12 protein-coding genes are annotated in these 17,342 nt (G+C 64.8%); 7 read left to right on the top strand and 5 right to left on the bottom strand.

What is annotated here, in order from left to right:
- Window positions 1–122 precede the first annotated feature (122 nt).
- Window positions 123–3,563, top strand: coding sequence for an NACHT domain-containing NTPase (locus tag JOD97_RS11310; RefSeq protein ID WP_209716656.1), 3,441 nt, complete (start codon window positions 123–125; stop codon window positions 3,561–3,563).
- Window positions 3,564–3,595: 32 nt separating this feature from the next.
- Here JOD97_RS11310 and JOD97_RS11305 read toward each other — a convergent pair whose 3' ends face one another.
- Window positions 3,596–4,618, bottom strand: a complete 1,023-nt coding sequence (locus JOD97_RS11305; protein WP_229264275.1) for an NADP-dependent oxidoreductase — start codon at window positions 4,616–4,618, stop codon at window positions 3,596–3,598.
- Between the two features lie 243 nt (window positions 4,619–4,861).
- On the opposite strand from JOD97_RS11305, the gene JOD97_RS11300 reads away from it, so the two are divergent.
- The 3 genes from JOD97_RS11300 to JOD97_RS33105 all read left to right on the top strand — a co-directional run bounded on the left by JOD97_RS11300 (window position 4,862) and on the right by JOD97_RS33105 (window position 8,556).
- Window positions 4,862–5,935 (top strand): depolymerase, encoded by a 1,074-nt coding sequence (locus tag JOD97_RS11300; protein WP_373999835.1) that lies wholly within the window; start codon window positions 4,862–4,864, stop codon window positions 5,933–5,935.
- A 74-nt stretch (window positions 5,936–6,009) separates the two neighbouring features.
- Entirely contained in the window at window positions 6,010–6,384 is a 375-nt protein-coding gene (locus tag JOD97_RS11295) for a helix-turn-helix domain-containing protein (protein ID WP_229264274.1), read from the top strand.
- Window positions 6,385–6,837: 453 nt separating this feature from the next.
- Window positions 6,838–8,556 carry a methyl-accepting chemotaxis protein gene (locus tag JOD97_RS33105; protein ID WP_209716650.1) on the top strand — a complete coding sequence of 573 codons (1,719 nt, stop codon included), beginning with the start codon at window positions 6,838–6,840 and terminating at the stop codon, window positions 8,554–8,556.
- A gap of 131 nt (window positions 8,557–8,687) precedes the next feature.
- Here JOD97_RS33105 and JOD97_RS11285 read toward each other — a convergent pair whose 3' ends face one another.
- From JOD97_RS11285 to JOD97_RS11275, 3 genes are all read right to left on the bottom strand, one after another.
- Entirely contained in the window at window positions 8,688–9,482 is a 795-nt protein-coding gene (locus JOD97_RS11285; RefSeq protein WP_209716647.1) for a MipA/OmpV family protein, read from the bottom strand.
- A gap of 95 nt (window positions 9,483–9,577) precedes the next feature.
- Window positions 9,578–10,960: a HAMP domain-containing sensor histidine kinase gene (locus JOD97_RS11280; protein WP_209716645.1), complete on the bottom strand. Its 1,383-nt coding sequence runs from the start codon at window positions 10,958–10,960 to the stop codon at window positions 9,578–9,580.
- Window positions 10,957–11,622 carry a response regulator transcription factor gene (locus tag JOD97_RS11275; protein WP_209716642.1) on the bottom strand — a complete coding sequence of 222 codons (666 nt, stop codon included), beginning with the start codon at window positions 11,620–11,622 and terminating at the stop codon, window positions 10,957–10,959. The genes JOD97_RS11280 and JOD97_RS11275 overlap by 4 nt, the downstream gene beginning before the upstream one ends.
- A 227-nt stretch (window positions 11,623–11,849) precedes the next feature.
- Here JOD97_RS11275 and JOD97_RS11270 point away from each other — a divergent pair, with 227 nt between their 5' ends.
- Window positions 11,850–12,236, top strand: a complete 387-nt coding sequence (locus JOD97_RS11270; RefSeq protein WP_209716639.1) for a hypothetical protein — start codon at window positions 11,850–11,852, stop codon at window positions 12,234–12,236.
- Here the strand turns inward: JOD97_RS11270 and JOD97_RS11265 are convergent.
- Entirely contained in the window at window positions 12,233–13,153 is a 921-nt protein-coding gene (locus tag JOD97_RS11265; RefSeq protein ID WP_229264273.1) for a LysR family transcriptional regulator, read from the bottom strand. The two genes, JOD97_RS11270 and JOD97_RS11265, sit on opposite strands and share 4 nt — an antisense overlap.
- Window positions 13,154–13,272: 119 nt before the next feature.
- On the opposite strand from JOD97_RS11265, the gene JOD97_RS11260 reads away from it, so the two are divergent.
- Both JOD97_RS11260 and JOD97_RS11255 read left to right on the top strand, forming a co-directional pair.
- Complete coding sequence (locus JOD97_RS11260; RefSeq protein WP_209716636.1) at window positions 13,273–14,139, top strand: oxidoreductase; 867 nt, start codon at window positions 13,273–13,275, stop codon at window positions 14,137–14,139.
- 228 nt (window positions 14,140–14,367) lie between these two features.
- Window positions 14,368–17,325: a M12 family metallo-peptidase gene (locus JOD97_RS11255; protein WP_229264272.1), complete on the top strand. Its 2,958-nt coding sequence runs from the start codon at window positions 14,368–14,370 to the stop codon at window positions 17,323–17,325.
- The last annotated feature ends 17 nt before the right edge of the window (window positions 17,326–17,342 follow it).

The following is a 17,342-nucleotide window of genomic DNA, read 5'->3' as shown; positions in this document are numbered from 1 at the left end:
TCTGCTATCCCAAGCTTGCTGTAACCACGTTGGGCTGACGACGCAAGATGCCCCTGCCGCTGCGATGGACACCCCATGTGCTGTGTGTATAGAATGTTTCCTATGAGCATAGGGAGTGCGGAGTGAATCAAAAAACCGGCAAGAAGCGGGCCTCGACGGCGGCGCCAGGCGTAAAACGACAACGGGACCCCGGCGGCGGCTCCGCAACGGCTGGCGGCATGAATTTTCAGGCCGCCGTGACGGCGATTGCCGGCATACATATGTTGGCCGGGCATGCCTTAGACTGGCTAGACGGCATCGTTGATGACAAACCTCTGGCGGTGTGGTCCGAAACCGGCGGAGCGGGCGATGACTTGCGGCTCGAATTGAGCGGGGGCGTGGTCGCGGAAATCCAAGTCAAGAAGGGGCTGACAAGGGGCCCCCACCTTTGGGATGCGTTACTTAGTCTGGCCCGGGCCGTCACGTCAAAGTCGATACACTACGGTGCGTTAGCGGTGTCGGGAACCAGTAGCGGAACCATTACTGAAGAGCTGGCGACGGATGTGCACCGCATTGGCGAAGGGCGCACGGATAGCGTGCATGACATTTCCAGTGAATTCATGGATCGCCTGCGCAAGGAAAACCTCGACCCGGAACATGTCTGCGCGCGCTTGCGCGTGGTCACCGTTCATGCGCGTGCCGATGATAGTGCTCATGTTGTGTCAGCCAAGTTCATGTTGTCGCAATTGTGCGGTGAGCACAAGGGGGCCGCATGGGATCGGCTTTACCGCGAGGCCACGTTCATTCCCGAAAAGCGCGGGCGGTGGACGCTGGAATCGTTATCGCGGGTGTTGATGGCCGCCGGTGTCAGGCTGTCCCAAGATGCAAGCGCGGCATCGGCGATATTAGCCAGGCTGGTGGAATGGACAGCCGCGGGCAACGATAAATTCTCCATTCCTGCCACTAACGTCGCCTTGTCGGTTCGGGATGCGTGGATAGGCTTGAAGATGCGGCACTTTCCGGACTGGGCCGATCATCCCAACGACTTGCCGCAGCTTTTGCAGCGCTATCGCGATACTGGCGAGCGGCCCTCAAGGCACGACGGCGCGCCCCTGTTTGACGCGGAGTGGACAGCCTATTTCCGGCCCAGGGCCGTTGTGCTGGCGGGGCCGGGCATGGGCAAGACCACATTGATGACCAGGCTGGCGCACCGCTATGCGGCCGAAGGCTATCCGGTATTGAAGGTGTCGCTCAAGCGGGTTGTGGTCGAGATGAAAAACGGTAAAAACTTTGCCGACAGTGTGTTTGATCTCGGGTTGGAAGGTATGCCGTCGTCGCTGGCGAACGACGTCTTGCGCGCGGACTTGCGCGAATGGGTAATCCTGTGTGACGGCTTGGACGAAACGCGCGCGCATCAGGGCGAGCTGGCGGAGGCGTTGGTCAAGTTCGCCGCCGGCTATCCGCTGGCGCGCATCGTGGTGACTTCGCGTCCGATCGGCTATACGACCGGCCTGTTGGCCGAATGGTCTCATTACGAGTTGCTGCGGTGGGACGCACGCGAGGGCATCGACAATCTTTGCCAATTGCTGCGTGCCGCGGATCCCGCCATTAAAACCGTGAAGGAGGTACAAAGCCGTGTCGCTGATAGTTTGCGCGGAGGCGAGGCGGTGCTTGACACGCTGAGCACCCCGCAATTGCTTGGCATGGCGACCGGATTGATTTGCCATGGATACCAACTTGGACGTACAAAAGTTCAAATCTACAAGAACTACTTCAGCCTGCTGGAAAAAGAGATGAACGCAAGGACGGGGCAGATTCACGAGCCGCGCTTGCTGCGTAATCTGGTTTTTGATTTGATATGCTGGGAAATCACGCTCGATCCCATGGCCTGTGCCGACGATATCCAGCAGCGCTGCGCCGCCGCGCTGGCGCCTGAATTCAGGGGCGCGAGGCTTGAGGCGATGGACGCAACGGTGAAATGCCTGGCGCACTGGGAACAGCTTGGCATCCTCGAGACGCTGCATTACGGCCTCAATGAGTTGATCGCTGCCAGCCATCAAACCTTCGCCGAGTTTGGCGCGGCCAGGCGACTGGCCGACATGGCCCCCCAGCAGAGGGCAGTGGCCATCGAACGTTCCCTCGACGATCCTGCGTGGGTAGAGGTGTTCCGTTTTGCGGCAGGACTCGGTTTAGCGAACGAGTTGGTCGCTGCATTGTTGGCGCGTGCCGATGCTAGTCCATCTGCAATTGAGCGCGCATTGTTCATTCTTGCAGACAATGGCGCCGACGTGAGCCCGCATTTGCAGGAAGCTCTTCTGGAGCGGACGAAGTTGTTGGTCCAAACGCCGTACCACGAGGACACTTATGCCATCGGTCTTGCGCTCGGTGACGTCTGCCGCGCCATGCCAGTCGCGGAAGAGCGGTTCCTGCCCTTACGAAGGTCCGGGCAGAGCTGGACCCGGGCCATCGCCTGTTTATGCGCGCTGGAAGCGGGCCGCGATGGCGAGATACTAGATGAGATAGAACTTGTGTTGGATCGCTTGGATCTTCCCGGCGGCCAAGCGTTTCAACTGAAAAATCCGGGGGCGACGCGCGCACAGGACACGCTGGTCCATGACATCGAGCACCGTCTGCGGCTGGGGATGGTATCGAGGATAGTCGCCAGCCGGTCTCGTGCAGATGCGCAGGCGTATCTGGAGGCGCTGGCCGCCAATCCCACGCTAAGTTTGCGTATCGCCATGGATGTGGCAGCATATGCCGAACATAAAGGCTTCACGGTGCGCTCGCCCTGGCTTGATCCGGAGGCGCTGATGCGCCGCTTGAGCCCGCCGCAGAAATATGTTGCAGCCAAACGGATTGAAATGAATCTGCTTTTGCGCGTGGCGGTATCGAAGCGCGCGGCGGCGCAACCGCAGACTCACTCGCCGCGCCGATCGCTTCAATATTGGCGTGCATTTGTACAGGTCACGGGGCTACTGGAGTCCAGCGGCGGCGATAGCTTGGCTTGGCTGGAGCCGCATAGCGATGTGGATGCTGTGGAGGAGGTTCTCAAGGCTCTGTTGTCCCTGTCGGGGATAGACAGCGGGCAATTGGCAGCAGATGCCGAACAAGTTCTGAATCAGCCTGAGCGTGATCCCTACCGTTGGATTCCTGGAATGGGGCTTGATATCGCCCCTGATTGGGGGCTGGCGCCCGGACTGAAAATCAATCGACCTCGATTGGAAGCGGCGCTTGCCCATCCGGCGCGCTGGGTGGTTGCTGCTGCAAGCAATATCCTGGCGGCTCTTCCGGCGGTTTCGCTGGATCGCCTTACCGAGCTTTGGCAGCAGTGCCATGGATACGGGTTTGGCGGCGTGGCGCATTTGATTAAAGTGTTTTATCCGGAGGCTGCGGGGCAGACGATACTTACGCGGCTGGAAGGGACTGTCACGCCCGGGTTGGATTTGCTATTGGTTGCGCTGGAGGACTTGGGTCTACCCTGGTCGCAGCGGCTGGATGATGTGTTGAACCGCCTGTCCCGTGCGGAAGATGCAGATCTTGCGGCGCGAGCCAAGCAGTTCGCATCGAGGTATGTCGCGCAATAAGCCGCGCCTTCAGGCCTCCCACGCCAGCGTTATCAAACCACCGTGAGGACGATCTTGCCGCGAATATGCCCGCCGGCGGCCCGCTCATGTGCCCGCCGGGCGTCGGCCAGCGGATAGCTGCTGTCGATAACAGCGCGGATCGTGCCCGCATCGAGCAGCGGCGCGAGCTGCGCCAGCTGTTGCCCGCTTGAACGTACCTGCGTCGACGACACCGTCACGCCCAGCTTTGCGGCCTCGTCGGCGCCGGAGAAGCCCAGCGGGAAGATCGGAAAGAGCGCGCCGCCGCGCTTGAGCGTGCGTAAGAAGCGGCCGGCCTTCGGGCCGCCAACCGCGTCGACCACCAGGTCGACGTCGCGCACGATATCCTCGGCGGCGGTCTTGGTGTAGTCGATGAATTGGTCGGCGCCAAGATCGCGCAGCAGTTGCGCGTGTTCGCCGGAGGCCACGGCGATCACGCGCGCGCCTTGCCGCTTCGCGATTTGCAGCGCGAAGTGGCCGACGCCACCGGCCGCCCCGTTGACGACGACGGTCTTGTCCTTCAGCGGCACAGGCTGGTGCTGGTTCGGCTGCAGCGGGTTTTGGACGTCATGCCCAAGCTCGACCAGGAACTGCCAGGCGGTGAGCAGGGACATCGGCGCGGCGGCGGCGTGCGCGTGGTCGATGCCGGCCGGCTTGACCGCCACCTCCGACGCCGGCGCGCTGACGTATTCGGCGTATGCCCGGCTATCGCCCGCCAGGCCGGAAGGGAACCGTACCATCGCATACACGTCGTCGCCGACGCGGAAGTGCGTCACGTCATCGGCGACCGCCGCGATGACGCCCGAGACGTCCGTCCCCGGGATGAGCGGAAAGGACACCTGCGGCTGCCACTCGGGCGGCAACATCTTGTAGCCCTCGCGCAGGTACCAGTCGGGGGGATTGACGCCGACCGCGTGCACCTTGATCAGGACTTCCCCCGGCGCCACCCGAGGCATGGTCGCCTGGCTCAACGACCAGCCGCCGTTCGCCGCGCGCGTCGACCATCTGTTCCAGGTTATCGCCAGCGCCATCCTCATGCGGCCGCACCTTGTCGATGGAGCGGTTGCATCGTCCTGAATCCTGCCGGAGCGGCCGGCGGAACAGGGGTTGCTTCACAGCGGAGGAGGCAGCGACAGCAATGGCTGGTTCCGAGGGGTATTTGTATTTTTACAACTTCCTCAAAAGGTCGAACATTAGGCATCTCAACCGTGGGAGTATCGCAAATGCACGTATTGTGCGGTGCGTCAATTCCACAATGAAAGGCATTGATTCTGGCCTTCATTCCTATGAACCAAGCCGTAGGGGTTGCAATGAAACCACTTTCTTCTCTAGCCGTCGTCGTCATTTTCGCGCTTGCCGCACGGGCTCAAGCAAGCAACACGCTACTTGCAATGGGCGCGAGTGCGGATGGCACATCGGTCTCTGGCCTGTCGTCAGGTGCGTTTATGGCGGAGCAATATCAAGTCGCCTATTCGGCATCGGTGATAGGGGCCGGAATAGTGGCTGGCGGGCCGTATTACTGCGCGGCAGGCCAGGTATATAGCAATATCGCCAATATCGGCAGTTGCATGGGAACGCCGTTTACCACGCCACTCTACACGCCATGGATGGTGGCAGTTACGCGAAGTTTCTCGGCTTACGGCGACATCGACCCGATAGCGAACCTGAAAAAGCGCCGCATCTACGTTTTCAGCGGTACCAACGACAAGGTTGTATATCAACCAGCAGTAAATTCGACCGTCGCTTTTCTTAAGGGCATAGGCGTAGCGAGTGCGAATCTGGTCTATGTAAACAAAGTCCCGTCCGGACATGCCTTGCTGACTCCAGCATTCGGGAATCGCTGCGCTGTAAATGACACGCCCTATATTAGCCGATGTACTGTAAAGGAACAGGCGTACGACCAACCCGGGGCAATCTTCACGCACATTTATGGGAAACTCAATCCGCCGGCCAAGACGCGCACCGGCCAGCTGTTGACCTTCAATCAGCGAGAGTTTGCGGCTGACTCAACTAGCATGGCAGACGACGCCTATGTCTATGTCCCGGCTAGCTGCTCGGCGGGGACGAGTTGCAAAGTGCACGTGGCGTTTCATGGATGCCTACAGTCGGCGCAGTATGTGCAAGACGACTTCTACGGCAAGAGCAGCTATAACGACTGGGCCGACAACAACGGCATTATCGTGTTATATCCCCAAGTGAACAAATCGGAGCCGCTGAATCCGAAAGGCTGCTGGGACTGGGTTGGCTACACAGGCCCCAGCTATGCCTTCAAGAATGGTCCACAAATGAAGGCCGTTCACGCGATGATAGAGCGGTTGAAATCGGCGCCATCCGGGGCGGTGGCAATGCACTGAAAGCGGCCGACGAGGTATTAGCTTCAGTTATTAGTCGAGGAATTCAGCTTGCGATTCATTGCGATGATGTCGGCATGGGTGGGGCTTGGGCCGAGTTCAGCGAACCGCGCCGGCATCTGATCGCGCTTGCCGGCCGCATCACCCTTGACGGCGGCCGCGAGCGCGGCGCGCATGGTGCCGGCATCATTCTCTGCCAACTCTTTGCCGCCAAGGCACCGTTGCGGTTTTCCGATCTCGAACGGCTGATCGCTGGCGTCAACCAAAAGATGCTGATACAGCAGCTCAAGCAGCTGGAGCAGGACGGTATCGTGCTTCGGACAGTGTTCGCGCAAGTGCCGCCACGGGTTGAATATGAACTCACCGACATGGGCTATGCGCTGGGCCCGTCCATGCAAGCGCTGATCGAGTGGGCTGAAATGCGGCGCGCCCGGTTCACGCGGAACGGGTAGTTGTCAGCCTCTCGGTTGCCAGTCTGCCCATAAGGCAGCGCCGGCCACACCGGAACCGTTCGATGCCGTGGCATCGCCGTCGCTGGATGTTGCCGAATCGTCCCTCAGCGGAAACCATGCGAACGGCGCCTAGGCGTGGGCGGGAGAGACTATTAAATTATCCTTTTAAAATAATAGTCTTTCCCCGACATTCAGTCATATCAGGCGACAAAGGAAAAGGCCGGCTCCGGACGGAAAGTCAAGGCCACCGTCCATTCCATTTCAACCGCAGTAAATATTTTCTTTTTCGTAAAAATATTTAAATAAAAGAATTATCCCGCGCGGCGCCCGGCAATCCATTTGAAGTTCACCATTGCAGTTATTACGGCCGGCATAGTACGCTTATGCCAAATAGAATACGTTGGAATGTCATTTATCCAGTGCAACGACCGTTTAACTCCATGGAATACTATCATGATATTTTCCAAATTAACAATCCGAACCCGCCTCATGGTCGGTTTCGGTATCGGGCTTGTGATTTTGATCATTGTGTCGGTATTGAGCATCAGCAAACTGGCGGCCTTAAACGAGTCGCTCATCGTGACGGTGGATTTCAACGGGACGGAGTCCAACCTTCTCTCCCAGGCGCTGGGCGAGGCGCAAAAAGCCTCCACCGCCATGCGCAACGTGATTGTCCTGACCGATGTTCCGAGAATGACCAAGGAGAAAGAGGCATTCGAAAAGAGTTTGCAAACGTACGACGCACACACCGCCGATCTTAATAAGATATTCGATGCAGATCCCAATACGAGCGCCGAGGAAAAAGCCTATTTGGTGAAAATGGCCGAAGCAAAAACCGCCGCGTTGCCCATGATTAAAAAGGCGTTCGAGCTGGGCTTTGCCAACGATCCCCAAGCGCCTGATTTATTGATGGGCGAGACGGGGCCGGCCCTGGATAAATGGGTGAATACGCTGATCGAGTTCCGAGACTACGAAATAAAAACCAGCAATCAAACGGCCAGCGATGCCCATAATCAATATGCCGCCAGCAGAATATTGATAATCATTATCTCCATCATTGGCGTGCTGGCCTCGATCGCCGCCGGCTTCGCTATCGCCCGCAGTATTTTGAAACAATTGGGCGGCGAACCCACTTACGCCATGTCCGTCGCAAAAGAAATTGCAAGCGGTAACTTGGATACGGACATCCAGGTGCGGGAAGGCGATGACACCAACCTGATGTCCTCCATGAAATTGATGCGCAACCAGCTGGCGGAAATCGTCGGCCGGGTCCGCAGCGGCACCGACACCATCGCCACCGCCTCGAACCAGATCGCGGCGGGCAACCTCGACCTGTCCGCCCGCACGGAGGAGCAGGCCAGCTCGCTGGAGGAAACGGCGTCGTCGATGGAAGAGCTCACCAGCACGGTCAAGCAAAACGCCGACAACGCGCGGCAGGCCAACGAGCTCGCCGTCTCGGCGGCGGAGGTGGCGGTCAAGGGTGGCACCGTGGTGGCGCAGGTGGTCGAAACCATGGCCTCGATCAACGATTCGTCGAAGAAGATCGTCGATATCATCGGCGTCATCGACAGCATCGCGTTCCAGACCAATATCCTGGCGCTCAACGCCGCCGTGGAAGCCGCGCGGGCCGGCGAGCAGGGCCGCGGCTTCGCGGTGGTCGCCACCGAGGTGCGCAACCTGGCCCACCGTTCCGCCGCCGCCGCCAAGGAAATCAAGGCCCTGATCGACGATTCCGTCACCAAGGTCGATGCCGGCGGCAAGTTGGTCGACCACGCCGGCGTGACGATGGCCGATATCGTGCAGTCGATCACCCGCGTGACCGACATCGTCAGTGAAATCGCCTCGGCCAGCGTGCAGCAAACCATGGGCATCGAACAGATCAATTCGGCGATTTCGCAGATGGACGAGGTGACCCAGCAGAACGCGGCGCTGGTGGAGCAGGCGTCCGCCGCCGCCAGCTCGATGCAGGAGCAGGCCAAGGACTTGTCCCAGGTCGTCAGCGTTTTCAAGGTGGCGCACAATGCCGCCGGTAAAACCGCCTCGCCCCCGGCCGCGCGCGCGATCGCTTCACCAGCGAGGGCGCGGCGCACGACCGCACTACAGGCGCCCGCCGCACGCAACGCGAAAAAACCGGCGCTCAAACACGACGTGGAGGAATGGGAGCAGTTTTAGGCGGCGGCGCGGATTCGGCCAACTTTCCTTATCGAACACCCCGTGTGCTATAAATCGGGGTCGTTTCGACCTACCCAACGCTGAAAAGGAAAGACATGACCATTCGGGTCCATCATCCAGGTTGGCCCGGATCAGAAACGATAGATGTAACCCACCGCCACCAAGGTCTGGTTCGGCTTGTCCACCAGCGGGCTGTCCTTGACCGCGCTGCCGAAACGGCTGACGTTCAGGTCGGTGAATATGGTGTGCCGGTTGAACAGCGTATAGTCAGCGCGCAGGCCGGCATGCACGACTGTGGTGGCCTTGCCTTCGTAAAAGGCGCGGCTGGCGGTGGCCTCCGAACGCCGCACGCCGTAGTAGTAATCGACGTATTTATCGTCGACCCACTCGACCGCCAGGCGTGGCGTGAGGCCGAACTTGCCCGCCGCGAAGCGCCGGTCCACCTGCGCGCGGGCACGGGTGCCCTTGCTGTTGCCCATGGTGTCGGCCAGTAATTCCGCCGACAGATTGGCCACGCCGGTTTTCCAGATCAGCGCGCCGCCGCCCCACAGGCTGCCCTTGCGTTTTTCCATGCCTGCCAGCACCGGCGCGTCGCCGGCCTCGTAGCCGTCGCCGGCGTAGCGCGCGCGCAAGCGGATCGACACGGCATCGGTCGAAAACAGTTTGACGTCCGCCGTCGGCAGGCCGACCACGACCCATTTGTTCTCGTAGGCGATCACGGGCAGCGCGCGCGTCTCGCGGTCGACGTCGCGGTACGGCTTGTCGATCAAGGCCGCGCCGGCGCCCACCGCCCATGCCGGGCGGCCGGGCTCGGCTTGGGATTGGGCGAACGCCGGCGCGGCGGCGACGGCGGCGAGCGCGATGGCCGACAGCCAGCCGTGGAGGGATGGCAGGCGGATCGGCGAGGTGTTTTGCAGTTGCGACATAAGTTGGTCCTTGTTCACGGCCGGTCGAATGACAGGCTCGGGACCGGATGCTAGCAAGCGGGGATTAGCGGCATTTTAGAATTGTTAGGAATTCTTTAAGCGGCGCCGGCGACGGCGGGAAACAACACCCGCACCTTGAGGCCGGCGCCATCGAGGCCGTCGTCCGTTTCGATGACGGCCTGGTGCAAGTCGGCGATGCCGGCCACCAGCGACAAGCCGATGCCGCTGCCGCGCATCGGGTTGCCCGCGACCCGGTGGAAGCGGACGAAGATGGCCGCGCGTTCCGACACCGGCACGCCGGGCCCGTCGTCGGCCACTTCAAGATACGGTTGCGGCGCCGCGCCGGGTTCCGCGGCGGCCAGGTGGCCGCAACTGACCAGCACCTTGCCGTCGGCGCCGGTGTAGCGCAGCGCGTTGTCGATCAGGTTGCGCAGCAGGATGCCGATTTCGTCGATGTCGCAGCGGATCGGGCAGGCGCGCAGGTTCAAATAGATGGCGCGCCGGTTCTGCGCGGCGCAGACCTCGAATTCGCGCGCGACGTGCTCCACCAGCCGGCTCAAGTCCGTCTCCACCTGTTTGAGCGCCTTGGCGCCGGCGTTGAGGCGGGCCAGGTCGAGCAATTGCTCGGACAGGCGGGTGCTGCGCCTGGCCATCAGCAGCAGTTTCTCCAGCGCCTCCCGCGTGGTGCGGGGATCGTCGGCGCGCAGCGCGATCTCGACTTGCGCCTGCAGCGCCGACAGCGGGGTGCGCAGTTCGTGGGCGGCGTCGCCGATGAAGCGGCGCTCGCCCTCGATGGCGTCATCGAGCTGCTTCAAAACATGGTTGAACGAGGTGACCAGCGGATGCAGCTCGCTGGGCAGGCGCGCCAGCGGCAGCGGCGCCAGATCGAAACTGCGCCGCTTGAGCATGGCCGCGCCCAACGCCCGCACCGGTTGGAGCGAGCCGCGCACCACGAACCACATGATGACGCCGGCGAGCAACAGCAGCACCGTGGCCAGCCCCAGCGCGTGCCACGCCGTGTGCCGCAGGTCGGCGTCGACGACGCTTTGCAGATTGCCCACCTGCACGGTGACGCGGCCGTCGCGGTCGGAGACGCTGTAGACGCGCCACTTCTTGCCCTCGACGACGGTCGAGGCGGCGCCTTCGACGAAGCTCGGTTGCAGCGGCAGCCGTGGCGCACCGGGCGTGTTCGCCACCAGCCTGGCGCGTGCTATCCAGATCTGGAACACCAGCGGATCGTGCGCGCGCTGCGCCGGCGCCGGCAATGTCAGGCCGGGACCGGCCTTGCGCTCGAAGCGGCTGCTGGCGGGGATCGTCACCAGCAGCTGCGTGGCGATCGCCTCCAGTTTCTCGTCCCACGTGCTGGCGCGGTTGAGCGACAAATAGGCCACCACCACCGTCGCCACCACGATCCAGCACAGCACGGTGACGCCCAGGATGACGAGCAATAGTTGCGTGTTGATCGAGCGCGGCTTCATGCCGTGGGCTGGCCGATGACGTAGCCGAGGCCGTGCACCGTGCGGATCAGATCGTCGCCGAGCTTGCGCCGCAACTGGTGGATGAACACGGCGATGGTGTTGCTCTCGACCGCGCTGGCGGTGCCGTAGACCAGGTCGTGCAGGTGGTCGCGCGTGACCACGTGGCCGGGACGCTCCATCAGCGCCAGCAAGGTGCGGTACTCGTTGGCGCTGAGCACGACCTCGGCCTCGCCCCGGTGCACCACGCGGCGGCCGCGGTCGACCCGCACGTCGCCGTAGGTGACCACCGGAATCACGCGGCCCTGGCTGCGGCGGATCACCGAGCGCACGCGCGCCCACAGCTCGTCGAACTGGAACGGCTTGACCAGGTAGTCGTCGGCGCCGGCGTCGAGGCCGGCGATGCGCTCGCTCAACTGGCCGCGCGCGGTCAGGATCAACACCGGGGTCGCGTCGTAGTGCTCGCGCATCGCGCGCAGCACCGTCAGGCCGGACTCGCCCGCCAGGCCGATGTCGAGCAACACCACCGAGTAGGCGTGGTTGACCAGCGCGGCGCGCGCCGAGGCCGCGTCGCACACGTGGTCGACGCGCCAGGCGCTCAGCCGGGCGCCGGCGCAGATGGTCTCGCCCAGCATGGGGTCGTCTTCGACAAGCAGGAGTTGCATGGGGCGCGTTTGGGTTGGTGGGTCGGGCTTGCCGGCGATTATGCCATGGAGATTTTAGTTTCTTTTTAAGGTGGGGCGTCGTCGGCGCCCGGCCCGCCGCCGCTTGAGCGGCCACAAACCCGCCCGGCCCGCATGGATAAATAATCATTTCGTCTACTTGGCGCCGGGGCGGTCCGATGGTCGCTTGTGATCCCGCAACAGGTCGAACCGCATAGGAGAGGGACATCATGTGTATCGATACGGAGCGCTTTGCCACCCACCTGCGCCAACACGCGGCAAGCTGCAGCACGCACAAATGCGCGGCCTACGTTCGCCAGGCGCTGGAAGCCGGCGGCGCCGACACCAGCGGCCATCCGGTCGACGCGCGCGATTACGGGCCGACGCTGCTGCGGAACGGCTTTTGCGAATTCAAGCCGCCGTCGCTGGCGGCGTACGTGCCGGCCAGGGGCGATATCGTCGTCATCCAGCCCACCGCCAATGGCAGCAAGTCGGGACACATCCAGGCCTATGATGGCAAAAACTGGATCTCGGATTTCGTCCAGTTGGGTTTCTGGCCCGGTCCCGTCTATCGTCAAGAGCAGCCCCGATACGCCATCTACCGCCCCGAGGGCTAAGCGGCCGGCGCGGACCCGGACGCGCGCACGAAGTCGACGAACGCGCGCAGCGGCGCCGGCAGGTGCCGCCGGCCCGAGTAGTATAAAAACGGCCCGGGAAAACTCGGCCACCAGTCCCGCAGTATCGGCCGCAGCGCGCCCGAGGCGATGTGGGGATCGAGCCACTCCTCGAACAGGTAGATCACGCCGTGCCCGGCCACCGCCGCGCTCACGGCCAGGTCGATCACGGTCGGCGTGACGATCAGCGGGCCGGTCGGATCGACGGTCAGCGTCTGGCCGTCGCGCTCGAAATCCCACGGATAGATGGCGCCGCTGAGGAACTTGCCGCGCAGGCAGGCGTGTTGCAGCAGGTCGCGCGGATGCGCCGGCACGCCGCGCCGCGCCAGATAGGACGGCGCGGCCGCCACCGCGAAGCGCTGCGTGCGCGGGCCGATCGGCAGGGCGATCATGTCCTGTTCCAGCCGCTCGCCGTAGCGGATGCCGGCGTCGCAGCCGCTGGCGACGACGTCGACGAAGTTATTGTCGATCACGATGTCGAGCACGATGTCCGGGTACGCGGCCATGAACTGGTCGACCAGCGGCTGTAGGAAAAAGCGCGCCGCGCTGACCGGCACGTTGAGGCGCAGGGTGCCGCGCGGGCTGTCGCGCAGCTCGTTGAGGACGTCGAGCGCGCCGGCCACCTGGCTCAACGCCGGTTGCAGGCGCGCCAGCAGCAGCGCCCCGGCCTCGGTCGGCGTGACGCTGCGGGTGGTGCGCAGCAGCAGGCGGATGCCGAGCTGGTTTTCCAGCCGCCGCAGCGCCTCGCTCAGCGCCGACGCCGATTGCCCGCCGGCGCGCGCCGCCTGCCGGAAGCCGCCGTGCTGGGCCACCAGCGCGAACGTGGCCAGGTCGGCCATGGAGGGGGAGTCGGTGGTCATCGGTGCTTTCGATTGTGCAAAATTTCGTACAGCCCGTGCGGCATTGCCCCCATTATCACACAGCGCCGGCCCCGCTACCATGTGTTCACGCTTTCCCCATCACTCAACAGGAGCAACACATGAACACTTATTCCCCATCGAGCGACCAGTTCACCCCCGCCGGCAGCGGCATCGTTTTCAACCGCGTCGGTTACGGTGCGATGCAGCTGGCCGGGCCGCACGTGTGGGGGCCGCCGAAGGACCGCGCCGCCGCCGTGGCCGTGCTGCGCGAGGCGATCGAGCTGGGCGTCAACCACATCGACACCGCCGATTTTTACGGCCCGCACGTGACCAACCAGATCATCCGCGAGGCGCTGCACCCTTACCGCGACGGCCTGACCATCACCACCAAGATCGGCTTCGTGCGCGGCGCCGACCAGTCGTGGCTGCCGGCGGCGTCGGCCCAACAACTGCGCGAGGCCGTCCACGACAACCTGCGCAACCTGGGACTGGAGGCGCTCGACGTGGTCAACTACCGCGCCCCGGGCCTGCAGGGCCCGGACGATACGCCGATCGGCGAGGCGATCGCGGTGATGCTGCGCCTGAAGCAGGAGGGGCTGATCCGCCATATCGGCGTGAGCAACGTCAGCGCGCGCCAAGTGGCCGAGGCGCAGGCGATCGCCCCTATCGTCTGCGTGCAGAACCATTACAACCTGGCCCATCGCGGCGACGACGCGCTGATCGACGCGCTGGCGGCGCAGGGCATCGCTTACGTGCCGTTCTTCCCGCTGGGCGGCTTCTCGCCGCTGCAGTCCGATGTGCTGAACGGCGTGGCCGCCGCCCTCGGCGCGCAGCCGATGCAGGTCGCGTTGGCGTGGCTGTTGCAGCGCGCGCCGAACATGCTGGTCATCCCCGGCACCTCGTCGGTGGCGCATCTGCGCGACAACGTCGCCGCCGGCGCGCTGCGCCTCGACGCCGCCACCGTGGCGGCGCTGGACGCCATGTGACGCCGGCCGCAGGGGCGGAGCGCACCGGAGGAGAAAAAACTTGTTAAATTAAAATAATTGCTCGATACTAAATTAAGATTTTTGCATGCCTACTTGATAATGGTGGCGCCCAGCAACTATCTTGTTCGGCCGGTATCAGCCGGCTGGTGATCTCTCCCACCATACAAGGGTATCGCGCACATGAAACGTCCGGCCACTTCCCCCCAGCATCCCCGTCTCAAACCCCGCTTGCTGTTGTTGTCCCTGGCGCTAGGCTGGAGCCTGTGCGGCGCCGCCGCCGCCCAGGGCGCGCCGGCCGTGCAGCCGACCGGCGACTTTTGGCAGAGCCTGTCGGCGACGCCGATCGTGGCCGCCGACCGCAACGCCGCCACCGCCGCCGCGGCGGCATCCCGCACCGACGGCCGCGTGCCGACGCCGGCGCCGCGGCGCTACCACGCGGCCAAACTGAACCGCGCCGGCATCCAGGCGCTGGCCGCCGGCGCGCCGCGCGAGCGCAGCGCCAGCGCCGCCGCCACGCCGCTGATCATCTCGCTGCCGCACCCGGACGGCGGCTACCAGCGCTTCGCCATCGTCGATTCGTCGGTGATGGAGCCGGGCCTGGCGGCCAAGCACCCCGAGATCAAAACCTTCGCCGGCAAGGGCATCGACGACCCGGGCGCGAGCCTGCGCATGGACATCACCCCGCTCGGCCTGCACGCGTCGGTGCGCTCGCCCAACGGCGCGTGGTACGTCGATCCGCAGGCCGCGCTTGACGACAGCGTCTACCGCAGCTACCACCGGCGCGACCTGCCCAACGTCCACGGCCCGCTGCGCGAGGCGCCGCTGAGCGAGCCGCGGCTGGCGCTGCCGCGCGGCTTCTACCACGCCGCCGACGCGCTCGAGGTGCGCGGGGCCGGCTTCGCGCCGGGCGCCAGCGTGAGCGTGGCGGTGCGCGCCGCCGACGGCGCCGCGCGCCAGAGCGTGGTGGTGACGGCCGACGCCGAGGGCGTGGTGCGCGCCTCGCTCAAGGCCGACCCGTCGGGCAACACCGGCGCCTACGAGGTCAGCGCCAGCGACGGCCGCGCCACCTCGAGCGTCAACTACGTGGTCGTCGACGACGCCGCCGAGCCGGCCGCCGCCAGCGGCGAGCAGCTGCGCACCTACCGGCTGGCGCTGGTCACCGACCCGTCCTACGCCAGCTACTTCGGCGGCCCGGCCAACGTCACCGCCGCCAAGGTCACCTTGATCAACCGCGTCACCCAGGTGTACGAGGACGAGACGGCGATCCGGCTGGTGCTGATCAACGCCACCGACGCGCTCAACCTCGACACGCCGGCCCAGATGACCGGCGCCAACGGCCCCTGCGGCGGCGCCGCCTGCTTCACCACCAGCCAGGCGGCCGGCTGCGGCGGCGCCACGCTGACCCGCAACCGCATCGTCACCGGCCTGCTGGCCGGCGCCGGCAACTTCGACGTCGGCCACATTGCCTTCGGCCTCGACGGCGGCGGCGTGGCCAGCCTGGGCGTGGTCGGCACCGGCGCCAAGGCGCAGGGCTGCACCGGCGTGCCGACGCCGGTCGGCGACGTCTTCGCGGTCGACTACGTGGCCCATGAGATGGGCCACCAGTTCGCCGGCAACCACACCTTCAACGGCGTGACGGGCAGCTGCTCGGGCGGCAACCGCAACGATGAAACCTCGGTCGAGCCGGGCAGCGGCTCGTCGATCATGGCCTACGCCGGCATCTGCGGCAGCGACAACCTGCAGCCGCACAGCGACGCCTACTGGTCGCAGCGCAGCTTCGACGAGATCGTCGCCTACACCTCCTCGGGCGAGAACAATATCAACGAGGTGCAGGTGGCCGCGCTGACCGGCTTCAGCGCCAACGGCCGCCAGTTCCAGCTGCGCTACAACGGCGCCACCTCGCCGGCCATCGTGCGCGGCACCAACTACACGGCCGCCGGCATCCGCGCCGCCGTGCAGGCCATCCCCGGCTGGCCGTCCGGCGCCACCGTCACCGCCAGCGCCGTCAGCGACAACGCCTTCACGTTGACGTTCGGCGGCGCGCTGGCCGGCACCAACGTCGCCCCGCTCGAGCTGGTCAATTGCAGCGGCGGCTGCGGCGGCTACATCGGCGAGATCGCCGCCGGCGGGCCGACCCGCCGCGGCGGCGCCGTCGCCGCCAGCGGCAACAGCGCGCCCGTGGTGACGGTGGCGCCGGCCTACACCATCCCGCTGCGCACGCCGTTCGCGCTGACCGGGACGGCCACCGACGCCGACGGCGACGCGCTGACCTACCTGTGGGAGCAGAACGACCGCGGCAGCGCCAACGGCACCGGCCTGATCAGCAACAACAAGGTCGACGGCCCGCTGTTCCGCCAGTTCGGCGTGCGCGCCGCCGTCAGCGAGGATGACAGCATCGAGTACAACTCGGCCGGCGAGAACCACACCGGCACCGACCCGACCCGGGTGTTCCCGGACCTGGCGCAAATCATCGCCAACAACACCAACGCCGCCAGCGGCGCCTGCCCGGTGACGAGCGCGCCGACGGTGGCCAACACCGAGTGCTACGCCGAGTTCCTGCCGACGGCCGCCTATGTCGGCTTCGGCGGCAACGCCGGCCCGGCCGCGCTGAACTTCAGGCTCACCGCGCGCGACGGCCGGGGCGGCGTCGGCGGCGCCGCCACGCGCCTGCTGCTGGCCGCCGGCGCCGGCCCGTTCCTGGTGACGGCGCCCAACACGGCCGTCACCTGGGCCGGCGCCAGCACCCAGACCGTGACCTGGAACGTGGCCAACACCAGCGCCGCGCCGGTGGGCACGGCCAACGTCAAGATCAGCCTGTCGACCGACGGCGGCCTGACGTATCCGATCGTGCTCGCCGCCAGCGCGCCCAACACCGGCAGCCGCGCCGTCACCGTGCCGGCGCTGGCGACCACCAAGGCGCGCGTCAAGGTCGAGGCGATCGGCAACGTGTTCTTCGACATCTCGGACGCGGACTTCACGATCACCGCGCCGGCCCTGGCCGGCGACATCGACGGCGACGGCAGCGTCGGCTGCGCCGACCTGGCCCTGGCCAAGGCGGCGCTGGGCCAGCGCGGCGGCCAGGGCGGCTTTAACGCGCGCGCCGACGTCAACGGCGACAAGGTGGTCGACGTGCGCGACGTCGCCCTCGTATCGCGCGGCCTGCCCGCCGGCAGCGTGTGCCAATAACCCCCAACCGAGAGAAC

The organism is Duganella sp. 1411, from assembly GCF_017833525.1.
In the GTDB taxonomy this organism is placed as follows: Bacteria; Pseudomonadota; Gammaproteobacteria; order Burkholderiales; family Burkholderiaceae_D; genus Rugamonas.
This window is presented reverse-complemented; position numbering and strand designations above follow the sequence as displayed.